At 72.1% G+C, this 22,389-nt stretch carries 20 protein-coding genes, 1 pseudogene and 1 riboswitch; of the genes and pseudogenes, 13 read left to right on the top strand and 8 right to left on the bottom strand.

The features are described from left to right. Nucleotides 1–1,092 carry a PLP-dependent cysteine synthase family protein gene (locus tag O7635_RS07260; RefSeq protein WP_278079635.1) on the top strand — a complete coding sequence of 364 codons (1,092 nt, stop codon included), beginning with the start codon at nucleotides 1–3 and terminating at the stop codon, nucleotides 1,090–1,092. Here O7635_RS07260 and O7635_RS07255 read toward each other — a convergent pair. The 4 genes and pseudogenes from O7635_RS07255 to O7635_RS07240 form a co-directional block, all read right to left on the bottom strand. Continuing rightward, nucleotides 1,089–1,709 (bottom strand): putative glycolipid-binding domain-containing protein, encoded by a 621-nt coding sequence (locus O7635_RS07255; RefSeq protein WP_278079634.1) that lies wholly within the window; start codon nucleotides 1,707–1,709, stop codon nucleotides 1,089–1,091. The two genes, O7635_RS07260 and O7635_RS07255, sit on opposite strands and share 4 nt — an antisense overlap. Nucleotides 1,710–1,794: 85 nt before the next feature. Further along, nucleotides 1,795–3,042: pseudogene (locus tag O7635_RS07250) on the bottom strand (DEAD/DEAH box helicase); the annotation flags it as partial. Nucleotides 3,043–3,267: 225 nt separating this feature from the next. After that, complete coding sequence (locus tag O7635_RS07245) at nucleotides 3,268–3,711, bottom strand: hypothetical protein (protein ID WP_278079633.1); 444 nt, start codon at nucleotides 3,709–3,711, stop codon at nucleotides 3,268–3,270. 1,932 nt (nucleotides 3,712–5,643) lie between these two features. Then, a complete protein-coding gene (locus O7635_RS07240; RefSeq protein ID WP_278079632.1) occupies nucleotides 5,644–7,203 on the bottom strand; it encodes a C40 family peptidase in 1,560 nt (519 codons plus the stop codon). 219 nt (nucleotides 7,204–7,422) lie between these two features. Here O7635_RS07240 and mqnE point away from each other — a divergent pair, with 219 nt between their 5' ends. Both mqnE and O7635_RS07230 read left to right on the top strand, forming a co-directional pair. After that, nucleotides 7,423–8,592 carry an aminofutalosine synthase MqnE gene (gene mqnE, locus O7635_RS07235; RefSeq protein WP_278079631.1) on the top strand — a complete coding sequence of 390 codons (1,170 nt, stop codon included), beginning with the start codon at nucleotides 7,423–7,425 and terminating at the stop codon, nucleotides 8,590–8,592. Then, a complete protein-coding gene (locus O7635_RS07230) occupies nucleotides 8,589–8,858 on the top strand; it encodes a DUF4229 domain-containing protein (protein ID WP_278079630.1) in 270 nt (89 codons plus the stop codon). Before mqnE ends, O7635_RS07230 begins: the two co-directional genes overlap by 4 nt. On the opposite strand, the gene O7635_RS07225 is transcribed toward O7635_RS07230, so the two are convergent. From O7635_RS07225 to O7635_RS07215, 3 genes are read right to left on the bottom strand one after another with little or no spacing between them, the layout of a single operon-like run. Then, nucleotides 8,859–10,211: a C39 family peptidase gene (locus tag O7635_RS07225; protein ID WP_278079629.1), complete on the bottom strand. Its 1,353-nt coding sequence runs from the start codon at nucleotides 10,209–10,211 to the stop codon at nucleotides 8,859–8,861. Nucleotides 10,212–10,266: 55 nt separating this feature from the next. Next, nucleotides 10,267–10,410, bottom strand: coding sequence for a hypothetical protein (locus tag O7635_RS07220; protein WP_278079628.1), 144 nt, complete (start codon nucleotides 10,408–10,410; stop codon nucleotides 10,267–10,269). Next, the gene (locus tag O7635_RS07215; protein ID WP_278079627.1) at nucleotides 10,407–10,715 is read right to left on the bottom strand and encodes a hypothetical protein; all 309 of its coding nucleotides are present in this window, start codon (nucleotides 10,713–10,715) and stop codon (nucleotides 10,407–10,409) included. The genes O7635_RS07220 and O7635_RS07215 overlap by 4 nt, the downstream gene beginning before the upstream one ends. 141 nt (nucleotides 10,716–10,856) lie before the next feature. Between O7635_RS07215 and O7635_RS07210 the strand changes: the two genes are divergently transcribed. The 6 genes from O7635_RS07210 (at nucleotide 10,857) to O7635_RS07185 (ending at nucleotide 17,491) form a co-directional block, all read left to right on the top strand. Then, complete coding sequence (locus O7635_RS07210; RefSeq protein ID WP_278079626.1) at nucleotides 10,857–12,728, top strand: M14 family zinc carboxypeptidase; 1,872 nt, start codon at nucleotides 10,857–10,859, stop codon at nucleotides 12,726–12,728. Between the two features lie 125 nt (nucleotides 12,729–12,853). Next, a riboswitch (cobalamin riboswitch) is annotated at nucleotides 12,854–12,920 on the top strand. Between the two features lie 106 nt (nucleotides 12,921–13,026). Next, a complete protein-coding gene (locus tag O7635_RS07205; protein WP_278079625.1) occupies nucleotides 13,027–13,971 on the top strand; it encodes an ABC transporter substrate-binding protein in 945 nt (314 codons plus the stop codon). Next, entirely contained in the window at nucleotides 13,968–15,011 is a 1,044-nt protein-coding gene (locus tag O7635_RS07200; RefSeq protein WP_278085398.1) for an iron ABC transporter permease, read from the top strand. The genes O7635_RS07205 and O7635_RS07200 overlap by 4 nt, the downstream gene beginning before the upstream one ends. Continuing rightward, nucleotides 15,008–15,796 (top strand): ABC transporter ATP-binding protein, encoded by a 789-nt coding sequence (locus O7635_RS07195; protein ID WP_278079624.1) that lies wholly within the window; start codon nucleotides 15,008–15,010, stop codon nucleotides 15,794–15,796. Before O7635_RS07200 ends, O7635_RS07195 begins: the two co-directional genes overlap by 4 nt. Before the next feature lie 67 nt (nucleotides 15,797–15,863). Then, nucleotides 15,864–16,439, top strand: coding sequence for a hypothetical protein (locus O7635_RS07190; protein ID WP_278079623.1), 576 nt, complete (start codon nucleotides 15,864–15,866; stop codon nucleotides 16,437–16,439). A gap of 32 nt (nucleotides 16,440–16,471) precedes the next feature. After that, nucleotides 16,472–17,491 (top strand): oxidoreductase, encoded by a 1,020-nt coding sequence (locus tag O7635_RS07185; protein ID WP_278079622.1) that lies wholly within the window; start codon nucleotides 16,472–16,474, stop codon nucleotides 17,489–17,491. 43 nt (nucleotides 17,492–17,534) lie between these two features. Here the strand turns inward: O7635_RS07185 and O7635_RS07180 are convergent, their stop codons facing one another. Beyond that, nucleotides 17,535–19,604: an AAA family ATPase gene (locus tag O7635_RS07180; RefSeq protein ID WP_278079621.1), complete on the bottom strand. Its 2,070-nt coding sequence runs from the start codon at nucleotides 19,602–19,604 to the stop codon at nucleotides 17,535–17,537. Between the two features lie 194 nt (nucleotides 19,605–19,798). Here O7635_RS07180 and O7635_RS07175 point away from each other — a divergent pair, with 194 nt between their 5' ends. Genes O7635_RS07175 through O7635_RS07160 form a run of 4 tightly spaced genes read left to right on the top strand, consistent with a single transcriptional unit; the run spans nucleotide 19,799 to nucleotide 22,382 of the window. Then, nucleotides 19,799–20,161, top strand: a complete 363-nt coding sequence (locus O7635_RS07175) for a type II toxin-antitoxin system RelE/ParE family toxin (protein ID WP_278079620.1) — start codon at nucleotides 19,799–19,801, stop codon at nucleotides 20,159–20,161. After that, nucleotides 20,158–20,475, top strand: a complete 318-nt coding sequence (locus O7635_RS07170) for a helix-turn-helix transcriptional regulator (protein ID WP_278079619.1) — start codon at nucleotides 20,158–20,160, stop codon at nucleotides 20,473–20,475. The genes O7635_RS07175 and O7635_RS07170 overlap by 4 nt, the downstream gene beginning before the upstream one ends. Before the next feature lie 40 nt (nucleotides 20,476–20,515). Next, the gene (locus O7635_RS07165; RefSeq protein WP_278079618.1) at nucleotides 20,516–21,094 is read left to right on the top strand and encodes a winged helix-turn-helix domain-containing protein; all 579 of its coding nucleotides are present in this window, start codon (nucleotides 20,516–20,518) and stop codon (nucleotides 21,092–21,094) included. A gap of 49 nt (nucleotides 21,095–21,143) precedes the next feature. Beyond that, complete coding sequence (locus O7635_RS07160; RefSeq protein ID WP_278079617.1) at nucleotides 21,144–22,382, top strand: MFS transporter; 1,239 nt, start codon at nucleotides 21,144–21,146, stop codon at nucleotides 22,380–22,382. Nucleotides 22,383–22,389: the final 7 nt, after the last annotated feature.

Raw genomic sequence — 22,389 nt, 5'->3', positions numbered from 1 at the left:
ATGGACCAGCTCGACCGATGTAGCGATGCCGACCGGGCGTGGGTGACCGAAGCGGTCGCCGCGGTCGAAGCCGACGCGAACCGCTCCGCCGACACCCACCTGCTGTCGTTCCCGCTGCCCCGGGACTGGGGTGTCGACCTCTATCTCAAGGACGAGTCGGTGCACCCGACCGGCTCGCTCAAGCACCGGCTGGCCCGCTCGCTGTTCCTCTACGGGCTCTGCAACGGCTGGATCGGCCCGCGTACGACCGTGGTCGAAGCGTCGTCCGGCTCCACGGCGGTCTCCGAGGCCTACTTCGCCCGGATGCTCGACCTGCCGTTCATCGCCGTCATGCCCGCGTCGACCTCGGCCGAGAAGATCGCCCTGATCGAGTTCCAGGGCGGCAAGTGCCACCTCGTCGACGACCCGGCCACCGCCGTCGACACCGCCCGCCAGCTCGCCGCCGACCTGGGCGGGCACTTCATGGACCAGTTCACCTACGCCGAGCGGGCCACCGACTGGCGTGGCAACAACAACATCGCCGAGTCGATCTTCCTGCAGATGGGCCGCGAGCGGCATCCGGTGCCGGCCTGGGTGGTGGTCGGCGCGGGCACCGGCGGCACCAGCGCGACGATCGGGCGCTACGTCCGCTACCAGCGGCACGCCACCAAGATCTGCGTGGTCGACCCGGAGAACAGCGCCTTCTATCCCGCGTACGCCGCCGGCGACTGGACGCTCGCCACCGGCCTCGGCTCCCGCATCGAGGGGATCGGCCGGCCGCTGGTCGAGGCCTCGTTCCAGCCGCAGGTGGTGGACCGCATGATCGCCGTGCCGGACGCCGCGTCGCTCGCCGCGATGCGCGCGGCCTCCGCGGTCCTCGGCCGCCGCGTCGGAGGCTCCACGGGTACGAACCTGTGGGGCGCTTTCGCCCTGATCGCGGACATGCGCGCGGCCGGCGTCGGCGGCTCGGTGGTGACCCTGCTCTGCGACGGCGGCGAACGCTACGTCGACACCTACTACAGCGACGCCTGGGTGACCGCCGCCGGCCTCGACCTGGCGCCCCACCTAGCGGTGCTGGACCGCTTCATGACGACCGGTCGCTGGGGCGGTTAGCCGCGCTTGGCGAGGCCCGGGTAGTCGACCACGAAGCCCGCGTCGTCGACCGTCATGTCGGCGCGGAAGTTGTCGCTCTCGTAGCGGATCTTGTTGCCGCCCACCCGCGTGTAGACGTGCTCGCCCGCGATGATCTCCAGGCTGGGCAGCAGCACCCACGCCGTCAGCACGGTGAACTGCCGGTCCGCCGCGGCGTTGAGCAGCCCGAGCCGGCGGATCGGGAGCGTGTTGGTCAGCGGCGAGCCGCCGAGGTCGACGTCGAGCGCCCGCTCGAGCCGGGACGCGTCTTCGATGCCGGGGAAGCCGACCCGGCGCTGGCCCGCGGCGACCAGCGCGGCGTCGAGGTCGCCCTGCTCGCCGGTGGTCGCCCGCCAGCGCCCGGTGGCCCGCTGCATCCGGACGGTGCGCATGAAGCCGGCGCCCTCGACGCTCACGTCGAGGCGCGAGGTCTGCCAGTTCTCGTCGACGACCAGCTCGTAGCGGGCCTGGTAGGGGATCGGGTCGACCGCCAGCTGGGTGCCCCGGGCGACCAGCCCGCGCCGATCGTCGAAGACGACGGTCTCGGCGCCGGGCACGTCGGTGCGGGTCCACAACAGAACCTTCGGCAACGTCGCCATGCGATCAACGTTACCGAAGGTCTGTCCATTAGTGGGTACGGCGCGGGCCGCTGCGGGGGCCGCGGGGCCGATGCTCCCCAGAGCCACCGCCGGGCCGGTGCGGGCGGCGCGGCGGGCGCGGCTCGTCGGGCTTGACGGGCACACCGCTGGGCTCGCGCGCTCCGGTCAGCTCGGCCAGGGCGGCGTCGCCGGCGCGGACCCGGGTCTCGGCCGGCTCGACGCCCGCCTTGCCGAGCATCGCCAGCGTGCTGCGGCGCTGCTTGGGCAGCACCAGCGTGGCCACCGAGCCGGACTCGCCGGCCCGGGCCGTGCGCCCCGCGCGGTGCAGGTAGTCCTTGGCGTCGCGCGGCGGGTCGATGTGCACGACCAGCGAGACGTTGTCGACGTGGATGCCGCGGGCCGCCACGTCGGTGGCCACCAGCACGGTGGTCCGGCCTTCCTTGAACTCCGCGAGCGTACGGGTGCGGGCCCGCTGGGTCTTGCCGCCGTGCAGGCCGCCGGCGCGGACGCCGACCGCCGCGAGCTGCTCGACGAGCCGGTCGACGCCCATCTGCGTACGCGCGAACATCATCGTGCGACCCTCGCGGGCGGCGATCGACGCGGCGACGCGGAACTTGTCGTGCGGCGGGATCAGCAGCAGGTGGTGGTCCATCGTCGTGACGGTGGCGACGGCGGGCTCGGTGGAGTGCGTGACCGGGTCGGTCATGAACTTGTTGACCAGCGAGTCGACGTCGTTGTCCAGCGTCGCCGAGAAGAGCAGCCGCTGGGCGCCGGCCGGGGTCTTGGCCAGCAGCTCGGTGACCTCGGGCAGGAAGCCCATGTCGGCCATCTGGTCGGCCTCGTCGAGCACCGTGACCTCGATGTCGTCGAGCACGCAGACACCGCGCTCGATCAGGTCGCCGAGCCGGCCCGGCGTCGCCACGATGATCTCGACACCGCGGTCGAGGGCGTCGATCTGCCGGTCGTACGGGACGCCGCCGACGGCGGTCTTGAGGAACACGCCGAGCGCCTTGCCGAGCGGCAGCAGCGCGTCGTTGACCTGCATGGCCAGCTCACGGGTGGGCACCAGGACCAGCGCCTTCGGGTGGCGCGACCGGGCCCGCTCACCGCGGGCGACGCGGGCGAGCACGGGCAGGCCGAAGGCGAGCGTCTTGCCGGAGCCGGTCTGGCCGCGGCCGAGCACGTCACGGCCGGCCAGCGCGTCCGGGACGGTGGCCTTCTGGATCTCGAACGGGGTGACGATGCCCTCGCGGGCGAGCGCCCGGACGAGCTTGCGCGGCAGCCCGAGCGCGGCGAAACCTTGCTCGTCGGCCTCGGTGGCGCTGTCGAAAATGGACGGAAACGTGCTGGGATCAGCAAACGCGGACAAGTAGGGCCTCTCGTAAACGGGCCATCTCGCGCGTCTTCAATCGGGGTAGCACGCTCAGCAAGATCGCCCATGGGGCGCGGAAGCGCGCCGGTCGATGAACTTGACGAGTGTACGGTGCGTGGCCGCCTCGCGTCGCATCGAGGAGGTTTTCCGTGTGCGGCATCACGCGCCGGGGTTAGCTCGTTCGGCTCAGTCCAGGAAGCCGGTGATCGAGTTGCTGACGAAGAGCACCACGAGCACGCCGATGCCGACGAGCACCCCGAGCCCGACGGCCAGGAACAGCCCGACCTTGGCGTAGCCCCGCTTCACCGGCATCGAGTCGGTGTGCCCCTGGGCCAGGATGTGGCCGGTCAGCGACCCCGAGTTCTCCAGGGTGGCGGCCGGGTAGGCGGTGGTCATCTGCGCGGGCTCCTCGCCCTGGCCGTAGAGCCGGCCGGTCCGCTGGCCCTGCGCCCACCGGTGGTAGTCAGCCGCCGCCGGCGACGAGCCCGGCGCCGTCGGGTTGATCGACTCGGGCCAGCTCGGCAGGGCGGCCGCCGGCGGCACCGCGGGCCGCTCCGCGGCTGGTGCCGCGGGCGGCGGGACCGTGGCCGCCCCGGGCGAGGCGCCGGCCGTGGCGGCCGGCGGGACCATGGCCGCCCCGGGCGGTGGGAGCGGGCTGGCCGTTCCTGTCGGGCGTGCCGTCGCGACCGCCGGTGGCGGTGGGAAAGGTGGGGCCGGTGATGGCCCCGGCGGTGGTCCGGGCGGAGGCACCGGCGGACCCGGCGGGACCGGCGGCTGCGGTCCGGGCACGGGCGGCACCGGCGACGGCGGTGGCTGCGGCACGGGCGACGGCGGCACCGGCGGCGGACCCGGCGGCGTGGGACCAGGCGTCGGCGGCCGACCCGGCACCGGGCTCGGCGGCGGGAACGGCGACGGCGTCGGCTCCGGAGCCGGGAACGGTGTGGGCCCCGGACTCGGCGTGGGCTCGGGGCCCGGGAACGGCGGCTCCGGGCGCAGCGGCGGCTCAGGCTTCGGCTCCGCGGGCGGAGTCGGCCGGCGGCCCGGCGTCGGTCGGCCGGGATCGGGCTCGCCGGGCTCGGGCTCCGGCTCACTGGGTTTCGGCTCGCTCGGCTCAGGCTGGTCCGGCTCGGGCTCGCCCGGTCGAGGCTCACCCGGCTTGGGCTCGCCCGGCCGGGGCTCACCCGGTCCAGGCTCACCCGGCCCAGGTCGAGGCTCGCCGGGTCCGGGCGTGGGCTCGCCAGGTCCTGGCGTCGGCTCGCCGGGTCCTGGTCCGGGCGAGGGTTCACCCAGCCCAGGGCGAGGTTGACCCAGCTCGGCCTCGCCCACACCGGCCTCCACCGGGCCGGGGCGGTCGGACCGCTGTTCGTCGGTGGCTGGTCGGTCAGGCTCGGGATCGGGCTCCGATGCGCGGTCGTCGGTGCCGGTCCCGCCTGGGCCGCCGGACCCGCCGGTCGCCGGCCGTGGCCCGCTCGCCCGGCGTCCGGAGACCAGGTCATTCGCACCTGCTCGGTAGACCCGGGCGCTTCCGCTGCTCACCCCCGGTACCCCGACGGCGATCTCGGCGGCCGAGGGCCGCCGGGCGCCCGGCACGGTCGCCCGCGCCTTCGCGACCCCGACCGCACCGGCCTCGCCGGCCGGCTCGGGCTCGGCGGCCGCCGAGGCCCGCCGCGGAAGACCCTCGCCCGCGGCCGGCTCGACCTCGGAAGATTGAGCCAGCGGCGCCCCCGACGCGGGCGTGCTGGCCGTCCACCCGGACCGCTGCGCCGGGATCGCGGACGCCACCGGCGCCTCGCCTTCGCCCGCTACCGGGCCGACACCCGGCAGCGAATAGCCCGCGGGCGGCGACGCCGGAGCATCAGCGCCCGAAGCCTCAGCCGGCTCGGGCCGCACGTATCCGGCGTCCTGCTGCTGCTTGTGGAACGGCACCGCGAAACCGGACCACGGCGACTCCTCGGCGACCGGCACCTTGGGCACCCGCCGGTCGAGCGGCGGCACCGGCCCCTTCGCGGGAACGATCGGCACCGGCGAGCCCGCATCCGCGGCAGGCGGTGTCGGGGCAGGCGGCGCCGCGCTCTCCCCGGCCCGGTAGGTCTCAGGCACCGCCGGCGCCGCGACGTGGTCGGCGTCGGGCACGGCGCTGGTCCGCACCGTGGCCCGGCCCACCGCCGACGTCGGCGTCATGGGCGCCGGCGCCGCCGGCAGGTGCGAGATCTCGGCTGCCGGCGTCGGCTGCGACCAACCCGGCGAACCCGGCCACAGGGCACCGTCACCCGCGGGTGGCGGGGGCGGCTCGTACGCCTCGGGCAGGTCCTCAGCCGCTGGCTCGGGCAACGCCGTGCCCACCGGTGGCGGTGGCGGCATCGGCGGTAGCTCGGCGGCCAGGTTTCCGGGCGGCGGCGACTCGCCGACCACAGGGTCGGGTCGCGCGTCGTCGGACCGCTGCGGCTTGTCGTCCATCGCTGCCTCCCTGCCCACCGCCGGGCGCGCGCGTGCTCGCCCGGCGCGGCGTGCCAATGTCACATCGTGGCACAACCCCACACCCCGGTATGTCGGGAAGCGGCGTCAGCTGCCTGACGTGCCCGTTGGCGTGGCGGCCGAATCCGTCGGCGTCGCCTCGTTGGTGGTCGCCGGCGCGGCCGGTGGCGTCGTCGGCTCCTCCTCCTCGGCCGGCGGGTCGGTCGGCTCTTCCTGGGCCGGCGGGTCGGTCGGCTCCTCCGGCTCGTTCGGCGTCGCCGTCGGCTGCTCGGTCGGCGGTGGCGTGGTCGGCTCTCCCGTCGGCGGCTTGGTGGGCTCCGTGGGCGGCGTCGGCGGCGTGGCCGGCGGCTTCGTGCCACCACCCGGCTTCGGCGGCTTGGTCGTCGCCGGCGGCTTCGGGGGCTTGGTGGTCGGCGGGGCGGACGGCGTCGCCGGGGCGCCCTGGGCCGGGAACACCCGGGTCGCGGCGTAGAAGCGGGACCACCAGACCGTGGACACCTTGACCACGTCGCCGGTGGTCGGGGCGTGCACCATCTTGCCGCCGCCGATGTACATGCCGACGTGGTGGACGGACTGCCAGCTCGACCCGGACGCGAAGAAGATCAGGTCGCCGGGGAGCAACGCGGACTGGGAAACGCTCTGGCCGCGGGTGTAGTAGTACTGGTCACGGGCCACCCGCGGCAGCTGGCGGTAGCCGGCCGACCGGTAGGCCGCCCACATCAGCCCGGAGCAGTCGAACGAGTTGGGACCCTCGGCCGCCCACACGTAGGGGTCGCCGAGCTGGGCGAGCGCGTAGCGCACCGCGACCATCGCCTTGTCGTTGGCGCGCATCCCGGCGACGCTCTCGCTCGAGACATAACGGGCGCCCAGGCTCTGCTCGCGGCGCTCCTGGTCGCGCTCGTAGGCCTCGACCGCCTCGATGTTGTCGGCGCGGAGCGTACGCAGCGCGTCTTCCTTGGTCTTGCGGCTCTTCTCGAGCGCGCCGACCTGGTCGATCAACGCCTTGTGCTTGGTCTGCATCGCCGCGTAGTAGGCGGCCGCGTTCTGCTCGGCCTGCCGGGCCCGCTCGACCTCGTCACCGGCGATCTCCGGGTGGGGGCCGGCGGACTGCCCGGTCAGCAGCCGCTGCAGGGCGTCGAGATCCTGCATCTCGCGGTCGTAGGCGCCCGGCGGGAGTGCGGCGGCGGCCTTGAGCGCGTCGCCGGCCGCGCTGTCGGCGTTGCGCTGCGCGGCGAGCAGCTGGTCGCGCATCTGGCGCAGGTTGGCGTCGGCCAGCGTCAGGTCGTTCTCGGCCTGGTCGCGTTGCTGCTGGAGCTGGAGCACCTGCTCGCCGAGCGCGGCGACCTCGATCGCGCTGGAGTTGATCCGGGCGGCCAGCGGACCGCTCGCCGACGGCAGCGGGGCCTGCGGCACGCTCGTGACGGGCGCCTGGCCGGGCAGCTGGATGCCGCCGATCGGCGTGGGCCGCGACCCGGAGTCGGGCACCGTGTTGGGCAGTGGCGGATCGGCCCGGGGCAGGGCGAACGCGGGCGTGCCGAAGCCGGCCGCCGCGGCTGCGGTCGCCGTGAGCAACGCGGCCCAGGCCACCGGTCTCAGCACCCGCATCGAGTGCGGGCCGTCCGGACGCTTGGGCTGCCGGCTCGTCATGATCCTCCCCGGTTGTCGCGTTGTGACGACCGATCACCGACGGCGCACATTACGCATCCCCTGCGATGTGAGCGACCCTCTGGTGTATCGCGTCACACTCGTTACTACCGCAAAACTGTGGCGACTGTCGATGGCAGCAGCGGTAACGAGATGCTGAGAACGGATGAACGGCAGTGGCCGAGGAGTGATCATCACCCGGTGGGACGTACGCTCGCCTGCATGGACGAGGCACGTAAGCACGAGCTCGAGGAAAAGGTCTACGCCGGTATCCGACTTTCCCGGCAGGACGGTGTCGACCTCTACGAGTGCGACGATCTGGCCTGGCTCGGCCGGCTGGCCCATCACAAGCGCACGGAGCTCAACGGCGACCGGGTGATGTTCAACATCAACCGGCACCTCAACCTGACCAACGTCTGCTCGGCCAGCTGCGCCTACTGCTCGTTCCAGCGCAAGCCGGGCGAAAAAGACGCCTACACGATGCGCATCGACGAGGCCGTCCGCAAGGCCAAGGAGATGGAGAGCGAGCAGCTCACGGAGCTGCACATCGTCAACGGGCTGCACCCGACGCTGCCGTGGCGCTACTACCCCAAGGTGCTGCGCGAGCTCAAGGCGGCGCTGCCCAACGTCAACCTCAAGTGCTTCACCGCGACCGAGGTGCAGTGGTTCGAGAAGATCAGCGGGCTGCCGGCCGACGCGATCCTCGACGAGCTGATGGACGCCGGCCTCGAGTCCCTGACCGGCGGCGGCGCCGAGATCTTCGACTGGGAGGTCCGCCAGCACATCGTCGACCACGACACCCACTGGGAGGACTGGTCGCGCATCCACAAGCTGGCCCACACCAAGGGCATGAAGACCCCGGCCACCATGCTGTACGGGCACATCGAGGAGCCCCGCCACCGCGTGGACCACGTCATGCGCCTGCGTGAGCTGCAGGACGAGACCGGTGGTTTCGCGGTCTTCATCCCGCTGCGCTACCAGCACGACTTCGTCGACTCCAAGGACGGCAAGGTCCGCAACAAGCTGCAGGCGCGCACGACGATGGCGTCGCCGGCCGAGTCGCTCAAGACGTTCGCGGTGTCCCGGCTGATGTTCGACAACGTGCCGCACGTGAAGTGCTTCTGGGTCATGCACGGCCTGTCGGTCGCCCAGCTCTCGCTCAACTTCGGCGTCGACGACCTCGACGGCTCGGTGGTCGAATACAAGATCACGCACGACGCCGACTCCTACGGCACGCCCAACACGATGCACCGCGAGGACCTGCTCCACCTCATCTGGGACGCGGGCTTCCGCCCGGTGGAGCGCGACACCCGCTACAACGTCGTCCACGAGTACGACGGCCCGCCGTCGCTGGCCGAGCGCCGCGCCGACCCGCAGGACGTGATGTCGTGAGCCCCGCCGTCAAATACACGCTGGCCCGGTTCGGCCTGTTCGCGCTCGTCTTCGCCGCGCTGCTCCCGGTGCCGATCGGCCTGTTCCTCAAGCTGATCCTGGCCCTGGCCTTCTCGGCCGCGGTGTCCTTCTTCTTCCTGCGCACCTGGCGCGACCAGATGGCGCAGCAGCTGGCCGACCGCGTCGACCGACGCCGTGAGGACAAGGCCAAGCTGCGCTCCGCGCTGGCCGGCGACGAGGAGCAGCCGCCGGCCAGCGTGAGCTGACTACCAGTTGGTCGAGCCCGGCACCTTCGGCCAGGGCTTCCACCACGGCTTGATCAGGTACGCGATGCCGCCCGTGCCGCCCGAGGTGCCGCCGGACGCGTTGATCCGTTTGGTGCGGAGCCAGATCTGCTCGAACTGGCTGCGCTTGTAGACGTTGCGGACCACGTCGTTGGACGAGCTGGCCGGGTCGTTGACGATGACGTCGCCGTCCTTGGTGAAGCCGACGATCACGAACAGGTGCCCGGAGGTGCCGTAGTTGGCCCCATCCAGCTCGCTGGCCAGGAACGACTGCGACGTGACGATCGGGATGCCGGCCGCGATGAACCGCTCGGCCTCGTCCAGCGAGTGCAGGCGGGTGACCTTGGCTTCGAGCCCGGGGTACGAGGCCGCGTACGCCGTGTTGAACGGCCAGTTGCCGGCGCCGTCGTAGGTGTAGTCGTAGGTCATCCGGGCCGCGTGGTTGACCGACGGGTCCGGGTAGGTCGGGTCGACCCACGCGGTGTCCTCGGCCGACGGCTTGCGACCCCAGTACTCGATCACCATCTCGGTCGAGGTCGGCGAGCACCAGGCTTCGCCACCGCCGTCGTACTCCGGGTAGTGGCCCTCGTGGATGTTCTGCGAATAACGCGGCACCGCGAGCTCCTTGCCCCAGGCGATGTGCCCGGCGCTCGGCTCGACGGTGAAGCGGTCGGGCACGTAGGACGACATCGCGCCCAGCGCCCAGACCCGCGGCGCGGCGAGCTGGCCCGGCGCGCGATAGAGGGTGAGCCGGAGCTGGTAGGACCGCAGCATCACGCCGTTGGCCACGTCGTCGATCGAGAACGTGTCGGTCCAGATCGTCGAGTACGGGTCACCCTGGCGGTTCACCGAGGTGCGCTTGATGTCCTCGTCGCCGGAGGCCCAGCGGCCCATCACGTACCACGGGGTCAGGTTCCCGGTGTTGTAGGTGCCCTGCATCTCGACCTGGATCCAGGTGCCGCGCGGGGTCTCGGCGTTCCAGGAGGCGATCAGCTCGCTCGCGTCGAACCCGACGTCGCGCTTCGGCGAGGTCCAGGTGGCGTAGTTCCAACTGCGCGTCGTGCCGGTATGCGGGTCCGTGTAGTCGGTCGTCCCCTGTGGACGGAGAATGGTCACTCCGCCCTGCAGGCCGGGAACGCCCGGAATGCCCGGCAACGCCACCGTGCCCTGGTGTGTGCCGGTGCGCCAGTCGCGGTAGGTCGACCAGCCCTGATAAGTGATCTGCTCGTCATGGACGGGCGTCGGGGTCACCGCGGCGCTGGCTGGCGCCGCGAACCCGGCAATTAAGGCAACCGCCCCGCAGATCGCGACGGCCGCCCGCGCTGAAGCGTTCATGGCTGTCACTATCGCTGCTGAAAGGAAGTTTCACCAGCGTTCATTTCGCTGAAGTTCATTGCCGACATGCTGCCCGGACGGTGTCGGCGTGCACGACGAGCTGGTCCTCGGAGCCGGAGTCGAAGACGTAGGGCACCTGCAGCGGGTCGGCATCCGCCGGATGGATCGGGACAGACCAGGTCAGGAAGGTCTCGCTCACCGAAAGGCGGCGTCGTCACCGAGCGGAATGGACCCGCCCTCGACACCCTCCGCGACCGGATTCTCGACCTGCCACCAGGTGTCCTGCGTGGACTCCGCGGCGCCGCTCCCGTCGACGGTGCGCCCGTCGTCGACAACCTGGACGGCCGCGACCGCCTCACCGGCACACAGCGGCGCCAACACGTGATAGCGCTCGCCGATCCGGGCCACCCCGAGCGCATAGGCATCGGGAATGCTGCCGGGCCGCGCGCAACCGGAACCCACGGCGACCATAACGACCGCGAGCAGGGCGGCGGGAAGTTTCATCGATGCGCTCCGATGGCGAACATACTTTCGGTGGGATGATCAGCTTGGCATGGATCCGCGCAAAGACCCATATTGATATGACCATGCATCGGGTGGTGAGGTTCGACCATCGTTCCTCCACCAACCCCCTGGAGGTCATGCATGGCCATCCGTCTGGGCCGGCGCCGGGCGTTGACCGCACTGGTCAGCACCGCCATCGTCGGCCTGCTCGTCGCCTCGGCGAATCCCGTGGCGGCGCACAAGCCCGCGCCCGGTGGTGCGGCGGCGTCCACCTCGGCCGAATACCGCGTGCTCGGCCCCAAGACCCTCGCTGACCGCAACGCGGTCGCCGGGACCGGCGCCTCGATCGACTACGTCGAGCACGGGGTCCTCAACATCACCGCCACGCCCGCCGAGGCCGCCGCCATCCAGCGGCTGGGCTTCACGCTCGAGAAGGCCGCGCCTCCGCCGGCCCGCGGCGACGGGACGACCACGCTCGCGTTCCCGCCCGCGGACTCCGCCTACCACGACTACGCGGAGCTGACCGCGGTGGTCAACCAGGTCGTCGCCGACCACCCGTCGATCGCCCGCAAGCTTTCGATCGGCAGCTCGTACGAGGGCCGCGACCTGATGCTCATCAAGATCTCTGACAACGTCAACCTCGACGAGGCCGAGCCGGAGATCCTGTTCAACTCGCAGCAGCACGCGCGCGAGCACCTGACCGTCGAGATGGCCATCTACCTGCTCAACCTGTTCACCGACAACTACGGCAGCGACTCCCGGATCACCAACATCGTCAACAGCCGGGAGATCTGGATCGTGCCGACCGTCAACCCCGACGGCAGCGAGTACGACATCGCCACCGGCTCCTACCGCAGCTGGCGCAAGAACCGGCAGCCCAACTCCGGCTCGTCCAATGTGGGCACCGACCTCAACCGCAACTGGGGCTACAACTGGGGCTGCTGCGGGGGCTCGTCGGGCTCGACCAGCTCCGAGACGTACCGTGGCCCGTCGCCGTTCAGCGCACCCGAGACCCAACGCCTGCGCGACTTCGTCAACAGCCGGGTCGTCGGCGGCCAGCAGCAGATCAAGGCCAACATCGACTTCCACACGTACTCGCAGCTGGTGCTCTGGCCCTATGGCTACACGACCGCCAACACGGCGACCGGGATGACGACGGACGACTACAACACGTTCGCCACGCTCGGCCAGCAGATGGCGGCGACGAACGGCTACACGCCGGAGCAGTCGTCGGACCTCTACATCACCGACGGTGACAGCCTCGACTGGATGTGGGCGGTCCACAAGATCTGGGCCTACACCTTCGAGATGTATCCGGGCTCGGCCAGCGGCGGCGGCTTCTACCCGCCCGACGAGGTCATCCCGGCCCAGACGAGCCGCAACCGGGAAGCCGTGCTGATCCTCTCCGAGACCGCCGACTGCCCCTACAAGGTGATCGGCAAGCAGGCACAGTACTGCGGCGGCGGTGGCGGCACGACCGTCTACTCCGACACCTTCGAGTCCGCCACGGGCTGGACCACCAACCCCTCCGGCACCGACACCGCCACCAGCGGCCAGTGGGTCCGGGGTGACCCGGCGGCGACCACGTCCAGCGGCGCCAAGCAACTCGGCACGACCGTGAGCGGCACCAACGACCTGGTCACGGGCGCGGCGGCCGGCACGAGCGCCGGTGACTTCGACGTCGACGGCGGCGCGACCAGCGTCCGCTCGCCGGCCATCACACTCCCGGCCAGCGGCACCCTGACGCTGAGCCTGTCGTGGTACCTGGCACACGGCTCGAACTCGTCCTCCGCCGACTACTTCCGGGTCAGCGTCGTGCACAACGGCGGCACGACGACCGTGTTCAGCCAGGCCGGCGCGGCCAGCAACCGCAACGGCGCCTGGGCGGTGGCCAACGCCAACCTGTCCGCGTACGCCGGGCAGTCGGTCCGGATCCTGATCGAGGCGGCCGACACGTCGACGGCCTCGCTGCTGGAGGCGGGCGTCGACGACGTCCGGATCACGCAGAGCTGACGCAACCGACCGTCGCCGGCGCCCCGCCACCAGCGGGGCGCCGGTGGCGTAACTAACGGGAGGTGAATCGCCCTCCCGACCATGGTGACCAGTGCGTTACCGTGCTCACGACCGTCCGCAGCGAAGCCGGTGTGAACCCGGCGCTGTCCCGCAACTGTGATGCCTCCGCCGAAACGCGGGGGACGAGCCAGGTCGCCTGTCGCCGGTCGCGAACCAGCGCTCTCGAGGAAGGGCGCCTCGCGGGCGGGCCGCAAGCCCTGTCGGCGAAGCACCAGACCTCGACCGACAGGAGGCATCCATGCGATATCGCGTCCGATTCGTCGTCGCCGCCGCGCTCGGCGCGGCCCTGGCCCTGGCCGGCTGCGGCTCCGGCGGCGGCACCGAGAACGGTGGCACCCCGCCGACCCAGACCGCCGGCGCCACCGCCGACTTCCCCGTCACCATCGGCGACCTCACCGTCGCCGCGAAGCCCACGAAGATCGTCGCGCTGTCGCCGACCGCGACCGAGGTGCTCTTCGCGATCGGCGCCGGGTCGCAGGTGGTCGCGGTCGACGACCAGTCCAACTTCCCGGCCGAAGCCCCCAAGTCCGACTTGTCGGCCTTCCAGCCCAACGCCGAGGCGATCGCGGAGAAGCAGCCCGACCTGGTCGTGCTCTCCAACGACATGAACAACGTGGTCGCCCAGCTCAAACAACTGCAGATCCCGGTGTACGTGGCCGCGGCCGGCAAGACGCTCGACGACACCTACCAGCAGATCACCGACATCGGCGCGCTGACCGGCAACCGGCCCGCCGCCGAGGACCTCGCCAAGCGGATGCGGGAGGAGGTCGACAAGCTGGTCGCCGACGTGCCGCAGCGGGCGACGAAGCTGACCTACTACTACGAGCTCGGGCCCGAGCTCTACTCCCTGACGTCCAAGACCTTCGTCGGCTCGCTCTTCGCCCAGCTGGGTCTGGAGAACGTCGCGGATCCGGCCGACACCGACGGCAGCAAGGGCGGCTATCCGCAGCTGTCCGCCGAGTCGCTGGTCAAGGCCGACCCCGACATGATCTTCCTGGCCGACACGGTGTGCTGCAAGCAGAACGCCGCCTCGGTCAAGGCCCGGCCCGGCTGGTCGGGCATCACGGCCGTCAAGTCGGGGCAGATCGTCGAGCTCAACGACGACATCGCCTCGCGCTGGGGCCCCCGCACCGTCGACCTGCTCCGCCAGATCGTCGACGCCGTGTCGAAGGTGCCGGCCTGAAAACCTCGAAAATCCCCGGCGTACGGTGGCCGTGGCTCGTCGGCGGCGTCGTCGCCGTCGTGGCCGCGGCCATCGCCGGGCTGGCGTTCGGCCCGGTGTCGCTGCCGCCCGGCGGGGTCGCGGCCGAGCTGCTCGACCTGATCCCCGGCGTCGACATCCACAGTGGACTGTCAGAGCGCGAGGCCGCCATCGTGCTCCAGCTGCGGCTGCCCCGGGTGGTGCTGGGCCTGCTCGCCGGCGCGATGCTGGCCCTGGCCGGTGGCTGCTACCAGGGCGCGTTCCGCAACCCGCTGGCCGACCCCTACCTGCTGGGCGCGGCGGCCGGGGCCGGGCTCGCGGTGACGGCGGTCGTGGCGTTCCGCGGCACCGACATCGGCTCGTTGCCGGCGAGCGTGCCGCTGGCCGCGTTCGCCGGCGCCCTGATCGCGGTCGCGCTCACCTATCTGCTCGGTGTCGCCGGCCGCGACCGCACGCCGGCTTCGCTGATTCTGGCCGGCGTGGCGGTGTCCGCCTTCCTCGCCGCCGGGCAGACCTATCTCATGCAGCGCAACGCCGACGACATCCGGGCGATCTACTCATGGCTGCTCGGGCGGCTGGCCACCAACGGCTGGCACGAGGTGCGGCTGCTGCTCCCGTACGCCGTGGTCACCTCCGTCGTCGTGCTCGCCCTGCGCCGCGAGCTGGACGTGCTGTCGGTCGGCGACGACGAGGCCAGCGGCCTGGGCCTGCACCCGCAACGGTCCCGCTACATCCTGATCGCGGCCGCCTCGCTCGGCACGGCCGCCGCGGTCTCGGTCTCGGGTCTGATCGGCTTCGTCGGCATCGTCGTGCCGCACATCGTGCGGATGCTGGCCGGCAGCAGCTATCGCGCGATCCTGCCGCTGTCGATGCTGTTCGGCGCCGCCTTCCTGGCGCTCGCCGACCTCGCCGGCCGCACCTTCGCCGCGCCGGCCGAGATCCCGATCGGCGTCGTCACCGCGTTCGTCGGCGGCCCGTTCTTCGTGCTCGTGCTGCGCACCGCCAAGCGGGTGATCACATGACCAACGCGATCGAGGTACGCGACCTGCACGTCACCCTCGGCCGCTCGCCGATCCTGCGCGGCGTCGACCTGACCGTCGCAGCCGGCGAGTGGGTCGCGGTGATCGGCCCCAACGGCGCCGGCAAGTCGACGCTGCTGCGGGCGATCGGCGGCCTGCTGCCGGCCGGCGGCGCGGTCGCGTTGCTGGGCACGCCGATCGACCGGCTCCGCCGGCGCGCCCGGGCCCGCACGGTGGCCACGGTCGCGCAGTCGCCGGTCGTACCGCCGGGAATGTCGGTCTTCGACTATGTCCTGCTCGGCCGCACGCCGTTTGTCTCGCTGCTCGGCCGGGAATCGGCCACCGACCTGGCCGCAGTGACCGCGCTGCTGGACCGGCTCGACCTGGCCGGCTTCGGCGACCGCGAGCTGGAGACCCTGTCCGGTGGCGAGCGCCAGCGGGTGTTCCTGGCGCGGGCGCTCGCCCAGGAGCCGTCGCTGCTGCTGCTCGACGAGCCGACCAGCGCGCTCGACATCGGGCACCAGCAGGAGGTGCTGGAGCTGGTCGACACGCTGCGCCGCGACCAGGGCCTGACCGTGCTGGCCACGATGCACGACCTGTCGATCGCCGGCGGGTACGCGGACCGGTTGGTGCTGCTGGCCGACGGCCAGGTGGTCGCCGCGGGACCGCCGCGCGAGGTGCTGACCGAGGAGATCCTGTCGAAGTTCTACCGGGCCCGCGTACGCGTGGTGGACGGGGCGGACGGCCCACTAGTCGTGCCGGTCCGCGCTAGTCCATCCGGTCAGTGAAGATTGTCCAAGATGGTTGCGAGTCATTCGTGAGCTTCGACGGGTTTCGTGGTTACCGTCGGAGTTTGTGAGCGTTCTTCCGCACCGCACCGCATGGGTGCCTATCGACGACCACACCCCTCTCGACGACGCCGCGGAACTCGCGGCCGCGTGGGTGCGCGAGCAGGCCCGCGCCCACGCCCTGCAGCCCTTCGCCCCCGCGAACGGCAGCGCCGGGCCCCGGCACGCCGTGCTGGCCTACCTGCCTGACTACGACGACGTGTCCCGCTCGATCCAGGCCGCCCGGCACGGGGCGTTCGCCGCCGTGGAGTCCGGCGCGACGCCACTGATCGGCTGGGCGATGGAGACCAAGGCCGTCGACCTCACGACCGGCGAGGTCACGGCGGACACCCGCAGCCCGGCCCTCAAGGAGGCCATCGAGCGCATCCACTTCTTCGACAGCAACGGCTGGAGCCGCGGCTTCGGGGCCGACGGTGCCAAACGGATTCTCGGCGACCTGCGACCGGCCGACCGCGACAAGAAGGTGATCCTCGGCAGCCTCTGCGCGCTCGGCTCGCGCGGCAAGGCCCTGGAACGCCTGAGCGAGCTGGCCGACCGGGTGTGGAAACGACGATCTATATCCATAGGCGCTGATTCCGGGTAAGTTCGGTCGGCATGTGGATGCGGAGAGCGTCGATGGCCGCCGTCTCACTCGGCGTGCTGGCCGTCTCGACGGGGTTCACCCACACCCCGTCGCCGTCGTGGGAGTTGTCACCGACCGGCAGCACCGCCCGGCTGCGCGGCCTGTCCGTGGTCAGCGCGAGCACCGTGTGGGCCAGCGGCAGTGAAGGCACGGTCCTGCGTACGGTCAACGGCGGTCGCACCTGGTCGTCGGTCGGCCCGCCGGACACGGCGGCGCTGCAGTTCCGCGACATCGAGGCCTTCGACGCCCGCCGGGCGGTCGCGCTCTCCATCGGCTCGGGCGAGGAATCCCGGCTCTACCGCACCGCCGACGGCGGCCGCACCTGGACGGAGTCGTTCCGCAACACGGACCCGGCGGCGTTCTACGACTGCCTGACCTTCCTCGACGAACGGCACGGCCTGGCGCTCTCGGACCCGGTCGGCGGCAAGTTCCGCATCCTGGCCACGTCGGACGCCGGCCGCTCGTGGTCGGTGCTGCCGAGCGCCGGCATGCCGGACGCGCTGCCGGGCGAGTTCGCGTTCGCCGCCAGCGGCACCTGCCTGGTCGCGGCCGGCGGCCGGGCCTACTTCGCCACCGGCGGCGGCGCGACGGCCCGGGTCTTCCGCAGCGACGACCTCGGCCGGACGTGGCGGGTCACCGACACCCCGGTGCCGAGCGGCCCGTCGGCCGGCATCTACTCGCTCGCGTTCCGCGACCGCGACCACGGTGTCGCCGTCGGCGGCGACTACGCGGCCCCGACCGCGGCCCCCGACGGCGCCGCCGTGACCCGCGACGGCGGCCGCACGTGGACGCCCGCGCCGCGCGAGCCCGGCGAATACCGCTCCGGCGCGGCCTGGATGACCCGCCTCGGCCCGGTGCTCGCGGTCGGCCCGACCGGCAGCGACATCTCCTTCGACGGCGGGCGCCACTGGTCGCTGTTCGACTCGGGCAGCTTCGACGCGGTCGAGTGCGCCGGCCTCGCGGTCTGCTTCGCCTCCGGCGAGCAGGGCCGCGTCGCGCGCTTGCGCTGGTAGACGCCTCCGGCGTTAGGAACGGGCCGTTCCTCTGCGGAAAGCGTTAGGAACGGACCGTTCCTTGCAGCGGGGTGGGGAGCGGGTCCGTGTGGAGCACGGCCAGGCGGCTGACGGCTCGGGTCAGCACGACGTAGAGGCGGTGTAGGCCCCGGGGTTCCGCGGCGACGATGGCGGCCGGTTCGACGACGACCACGTGGTCGTACTCGAGGCCCTTGACGACCGAGGCCGGGACCACCGTGACGCGCTCCTGCGACTCGACGTCGTCGGCGGTCGCGGACTCGATGCCGGCCGCGGCCAGTGCGGCCCGGACGCCGGCCACCGCCGGGTCGGCCGCGATCACGCCGACCGACCCGTCGTGCTTCAGGGCGGCGTGCACCTCGGCCACCGTCGCGGCGTCGAGGTCAGCGACCTGGTCGATCGTCAGGCCGCCGTCGTGGCGCAGGGAGCGGGCCGCCGGCACGTCGACGGCCAGCGCGGGCAGCAGGCGGTTGGCGAACGCGACCACCGCGGCCGGCACGCGGAAGCCGATGGTCAGCGGGACCACGGCCGCGTCGGGTTTGCCCAGATGGCGCAGGGTGTCGCGCCAGTCGGCGGCGGCCCACGGGGCGGTGCCCTGGGCGAGGTCGCCGAGCAGCGTGATCGAGCCGTGCTCGCTGCGCCGGGCGATCGCGCGGGCCTGCATCGCGGAGAGGTCCTGGGCCTCGTCGACGACCACGTGACCGAAGCTCGGCCGACGCTCGATCAGCCCGGCGGCCTCGTCGATCAGCACCAGGTCGGCGGCGGTCCACTTGGCCGACCTGAGCGACCGCGGTGCGGACGGCCAGCGGATCAGGTCGCGTTCGGCGTCGGTCAGGATGCCCGCCGGCGGGTCGGTGAGGATCTCGGCGACCAGGCCTTCGGGCGTCAGCGCCGGCCACACCTGGTCGAGGAACTCGGTGACCGGCTTGGCCTTGCCCATCCGGCGCAGCCAGCCGTCGCCGGGTGAGTCGCCGCGGCGCGCCTCCGACTGGCGTTGCAGCAGGCTGACCACCCGGGCCTGGATCCGCTCGCGGGCGGTGGCATAGGGGAGGCCCTCACGGCGTACGTCGTCGACCAGCCGGCGGAGCACCTCGGCGCCGATCCGCCAACGGTAGGAGCCGTCGGGCACGGTGATCGGCTCGGTCGGCGCGGCGATGTGGGCGTCGAGGGCCGCGGCCAGGACGGCGGCCATCCGGGCGTCGTGCTTGACCGCGGCGGCGGCCGGGGTCTCCTGAGCGCGGACGGGCACGGCGGCGAGCAGGTCGTCGACCGTCGCCTGCTCGACCTCGACCTCACCCAGGGCGGGCAGGACGGCGGAGATGTAGGAAAGGAACGCCCGGTTGGGACCGACGACCAGGACGCCGGACCGGCGCAGCCGCTCCCGGTGCAGGTAAAGGAGGTAGGCGGCGCGGTGCAGACCGACCGCGGTCTTGCCGGTGCCGGGGGCGCCCTGCACGCAGATCGACGTGTCGAGGTCGGCCCGGACGAGCTCGTCCTGCTCGGGCTGGATGGTGGCGACGATGTCGCGCATCGGCCCGACGCGGGGCCGCTCGATCTCGGCGGTCAGGATCTGGCTCGCGGTGCCCAACTCCTCGCCGCGGTCGAGGTGCTCGTCCTCGAAGCTGGTCAGCAGCCCGCCACTGAATCCGAACCGGCGGCGCACGGCGATGCCCTGCGGGTCGCGGGCGCTGGCCCGATAGAACGCCCGCGACACCGGGGCGCGCCAGTCGAGCACCATCGGCTCGCCGTCGTCATCGGTGACGTGCCGGCGCCCGACGTGGTAGCGGTGCCCGGCGTGGTCCTCGGCCGCGGGCCCGTGACCGAAGTCGAGCCGCCCGAAGAACAGTGGGGTGTCCGGGTCGTCGGCGAGCTCAGCGACGCGGCGGGCCAGCGTACGCCCGAGGGTTTCGGCGGTGTAGGCGTCACCGGCGACGTTGCCGCCGGTGCTGAACAGCGCCTCGGCGCGGTCGCGCATCCGCCGCAGGGCTTTCCGGGAGGCGGCGAGGTGGTCGCGCTCGCCGTCGAGATCGGTCTCGAGGTCGGTCGCGGGCAGGGTGGCATCGGTGTTCACGACATGATCAGCGGGCAGGGTCATCCGAGGAACCTTCCGGCGGTTTGTCAGTGCGACTCGGGAAGACCTGGGCCGCCCGGAACTCCGCGGTCGCCCCACGGTGCCGGCAGTGCCCGGTAGCCACGCCTCCAGCGCAGCGGCGCTCCACGCTACGCCCACCCTCGAACCAGCTCCACCGAATATCGCTATTAGGTATAGCGATTGCTAAACTTGAGCGTGTGGTCGCGGACGAGTGGGACGTCTACGTGGTCAACGAGGTGATGGAGTGGGTCAACGGATTGGACGCCGTGGCGCACGCCCGTGTGGTGCAGGCGATTGATCTGCTGGCCGAGATCGGGCCAGGGCTGGGCCGGCCGCTCGTCGACACCATCGCCGGTTCGTCTCTGGCCAACGTGAAGGAGCTACGTCCAGGCACCACGCGCATTTTGTTCATCTTCGACCCATGGCGGTCGAGCATCCTGTTGGTGGCGGGCGACAAGGCGGGACGCTGGAAAAGCTGGTACGACGAGGCCATCCCGTTGGCCGAGCAACGGTACGAGAGCTATTTGAAGGAACGCGCGGAGCAGGAGGGCGCCGGATGAGCAGCTACGTGCGGTGGGAAGACGTCCGCGGTGAGCAGGTGCGGCGGGCTGGTGGCGAGGCCGCCGTCGCGGCGGGCAAGGAAGAGTTGCTGGCCGAGGTGGTCGGGCGGCGGCTGGCGGAGATCCGCCGCGCCCGGGGGTTCACACAGCGGCAGGTGGCGGAGCGGATGGGCGTGACGAAGGGCCGGGTGTCGCAGATCGAGCAGGGGCAGATTTCGGGCCAGGACGTCGTCGCTCGGTTCGCGGCCGCACTCGGTGGCCGACTACAACAGGCCATTTACTTCGATGACGGCGATATCGCGGCCATCGCCTAGCCCACCCGGAGCCTGCCGACGGCGGTGGGACGATGTGCGTATGACCGATGTCGGGCAGGAGCGGCGCCGGATTTCGGATCCGAAGGTGTTGCGGGCGCTGGCGCATCCGGCGCGGGTGGCGATCATCGAGGATCTGAACGTCACCGGGGAGGGGCGGACGGCGACCGAGCTCGCGGAGATCGTGGGGCTGTCGCCGAGCGCGACCAGCTACCACCTCCGGGAGCTGGCCAAGGTCGGCATGATCGAGCAGGCGCCGAGTCGCGGTGACGGGCGGGAGCGGGTCTGGCAGAGCCCCGTGCACTCCTGGGGCATCGACCTCGAGCGCGACGCCGACGCCGACACGCAGGCGGCCGAGGACGAGCTCGTCGGCATGTACGTCGACCGCGACTACGCCCGCCTGCGGGCCTTCCTGGCGCGGGCGCGCGGCGAGCAACCGGAGTGGCACGACGCCGCCGGTTACAACACCTCGACCGTCATCGTCACGGCGGAGGAGCTCAAGGAGCTGTTTGAGCAGGTGCAACGGCTGATCGCGCCGCTCCGCGTGCGGGACCGCAAGGACGCCGTGCCGGAGGGGGCGCGTACCGCGCGGGTCCACTTCGCCGTCTTCCCCGACGACTGATGGGTTCTGGGGGCTTGCGCCTGCAGATGTGAAGGAATATTTTCGAAGTATGTCCTTCGCATCTGCGGGTGAGTCGCGCTGGAGCGACGTCTACATCACGGCCGGGTCGCGCGCCCTCTCGATGGCGGGCGACGCGCTCGCGGCCACCACGCTCGCGCTCGCCCTGCAGGACCGGGGGGCCGGCGGGCTCGCGGTGTCCGGGCTGTGGATCGCCGCCACCCTGCCGCTGGTCGCCCTTGCCCCGCTCGCCGGCCGGCTGGCCGACCGGTTCGACAGCCGGGCGCTCCTGGTCTCCGTCGGACTCGCCCAGGCGGCGGTCTGCACCGCGATGGCCTTCGTGTCCTCGCCGGTCATGCTCATCGCCTTGGTCGCCGTGCTGGCGGCCGGCCTCGGCATCTCCAACCCGACCTTCGCGGCGCTGGTGCCCTCGATGGTCACCCGCGACGACCTGCCCAAGGCCAGCGCGATCGGACAGACCGCCTCGATGATCGGCACGCTGCTCGGCCCGGCGGCCGCCGGCTTCCTGGTCGGCGCGTTCGGCACCCGGCCGCCGTTGCTCATCGACGCCGCGACCTACCTGGCCGTCGCGGTCGCGGGGCTGCTGCTGCGTACCCGCCGTGGTGGGGTCACCGCCGCCGCGGCCACCGCGATGCCGGAGACGCCGTGGCGCCTGCGCGGCGACGGCCTCCTGCTCGCGACCTTCCTAGCCTTCGGCGCGGTGGTCGCCGGCGTGGGCGGCGTCAACGTCATCGAGGTCTTCTTCGTACGCGAGACCCTCGGCGCCTCCACCTCCGCATTCGGCCTGGTCACCGCCTCGTGGACGGCCGGGATGGCGGCCGGCGCGTGGATGTTCGCCAAGGCCGTGCGTCGGTTCGACGACGACAGCGGGCTGACCCGGGCCGTGCTCGTGCTGCTCGGCGCCACCTGCGTCCCCGTGCTGATCAGCGCGGCGGCGCCCGGCGTCTGGCTGGTCGTGCTGCTCTGGCTGGCCGGCGGCCTGCTCAACGGCGGTCTCGGCGTGTTCAGCACGATCCTCATCGCCCGGCGGGTGCCGGAACGATCCCGAGGCCGGGGGTACGCGGCCCTCAACGCGGCGGCCAACGGCGGCGCCATGTTCGGGTACGTGGTGGCCGGCGCCCTGCTGGGCCCCTTCTCCCCGCGTGCCCTGGTGTTCGCTTTCGGCCTCGCCGGGGTCCTCGCGGTGCTGGCCGCGGCGCTGCCGGTCGCCCGGGCCATCCGCCGCGAACGCGTCACATCCGGAGTGGTCGCCCCAGCGGTGTCCCACTGACCGGGAT

It is taken from the genome of Asanoa sp. WMMD1127, assembly GCF_029626225.1.
In the GTDB taxonomy this organism is placed as follows: domain Bacteria; phylum Actinomycetota; class Actinomycetes; order Mycobacteriales; family Micromonosporaceae; genus Asanoa.
Note: the sequence above shows the minus strand (reverse complement) of the source record. Positions and strands in the feature narration are given on the sequence as shown.

Excerpts from the sequence above, each read along its gene's own strand:
- O7635_RS07245 (WP_278079633.1), bottom strand. The coding sequence starts at position 3,711 with ATGGTCCCGCCGGCCGCCACGGCCGGCGCCTCGCCCGGGGCGGCCACG.
- O7635_RS07170 (WP_278079619.1), top strand. The coding sequence starts at position 20,158 with ATGAGCAGCTACGTGCGGTGGGAAGACGTCCGCGGTGAGCAGGTGCGG.
- mqnE (WP_278079631.1), top strand. The coding sequence starts at position 7,423 with ATGGACGAGGCACGTAAGCACGAGCTCGAGGAAAAGGTCTACGCCGGT.
- O7635_RS07185 (WP_278079622.1), top strand. The coding sequence starts at position 16,472 with ATGGCCGCCGTCTCACTCGGCGTGCTGGCCGTCTCGACGGGGTTCACC.
- O7635_RS07225 (WP_278079629.1), bottom strand. The coding sequence starts at position 10,211 with ATGAACGCTTCAGCGCGGGCGGCCGTCGCGATCTGCGGGGCGGTTGCC.
- O7635_RS07210 (WP_278079626.1), top strand. The coding sequence starts at position 10,857 with ATGGCCATCCGTCTGGGCCGGCGCCGGGCGTTGACCGCACTGGTCAGC.
- O7635_RS07260 (WP_278079635.1), top strand. The coding sequence starts at position 1 with ATGGACCAGCTCGACCGATGTAGCGATGCCGACCGGGCGTGGGTGACC.
- O7635_RS07160 (WP_278079617.1), top strand. The coding sequence starts at position 21,144 with ATGTCCTTCGCATCTGCGGGTGAGTCGCGCTGGAGCGACGTCTACATC.
- O7635_RS07165 (WP_278079618.1), top strand. The coding sequence starts at position 20,516 with ATGACCGATGTCGGGCAGGAGCGGCGCCGGATTTCGGATCCGAAGGTG.
- O7635_RS07180 (WP_278079621.1), bottom strand. The coding sequence starts at position 19,604 with ATGACCCTGCCCGCTGATCATGTCGTGAACACCGATGCCACCCTGCCC.
- O7635_RS07195 (WP_278079624.1), top strand. The coding sequence starts at position 15,008 with ATGACCAACGCGATCGAGGTACGCGACCTGCACGTCACCCTCGGCCGC.
- O7635_RS07255 (WP_278079634.1), bottom strand. The coding sequence starts at position 1,709 with ATGGCGACGTTGCCGAAGGTTCTGTTGTGGACCCGCACCGACGTGCCC.
- O7635_RS07215 (WP_278079627.1), bottom strand. The coding sequence starts at position 10,715 with ATGAAACTTCCCGCCGCCCTGCTCGCGGTCGTTATGGTCGCCGTGGGT.
- O7635_RS07205 (WP_278079625.1), top strand. The coding sequence starts at position 13,027 with ATGCGATATCGCGTCCGATTCGTCGTCGCCGCCGCGCTCGGCGCGGCC.
- O7635_RS07240 (WP_278079632.1), bottom strand. The coding sequence starts at position 7,203 with ATGACGAGCCGGCAGCCCAAGCGTCCGGACGGCCCGCACTCGATGCGG.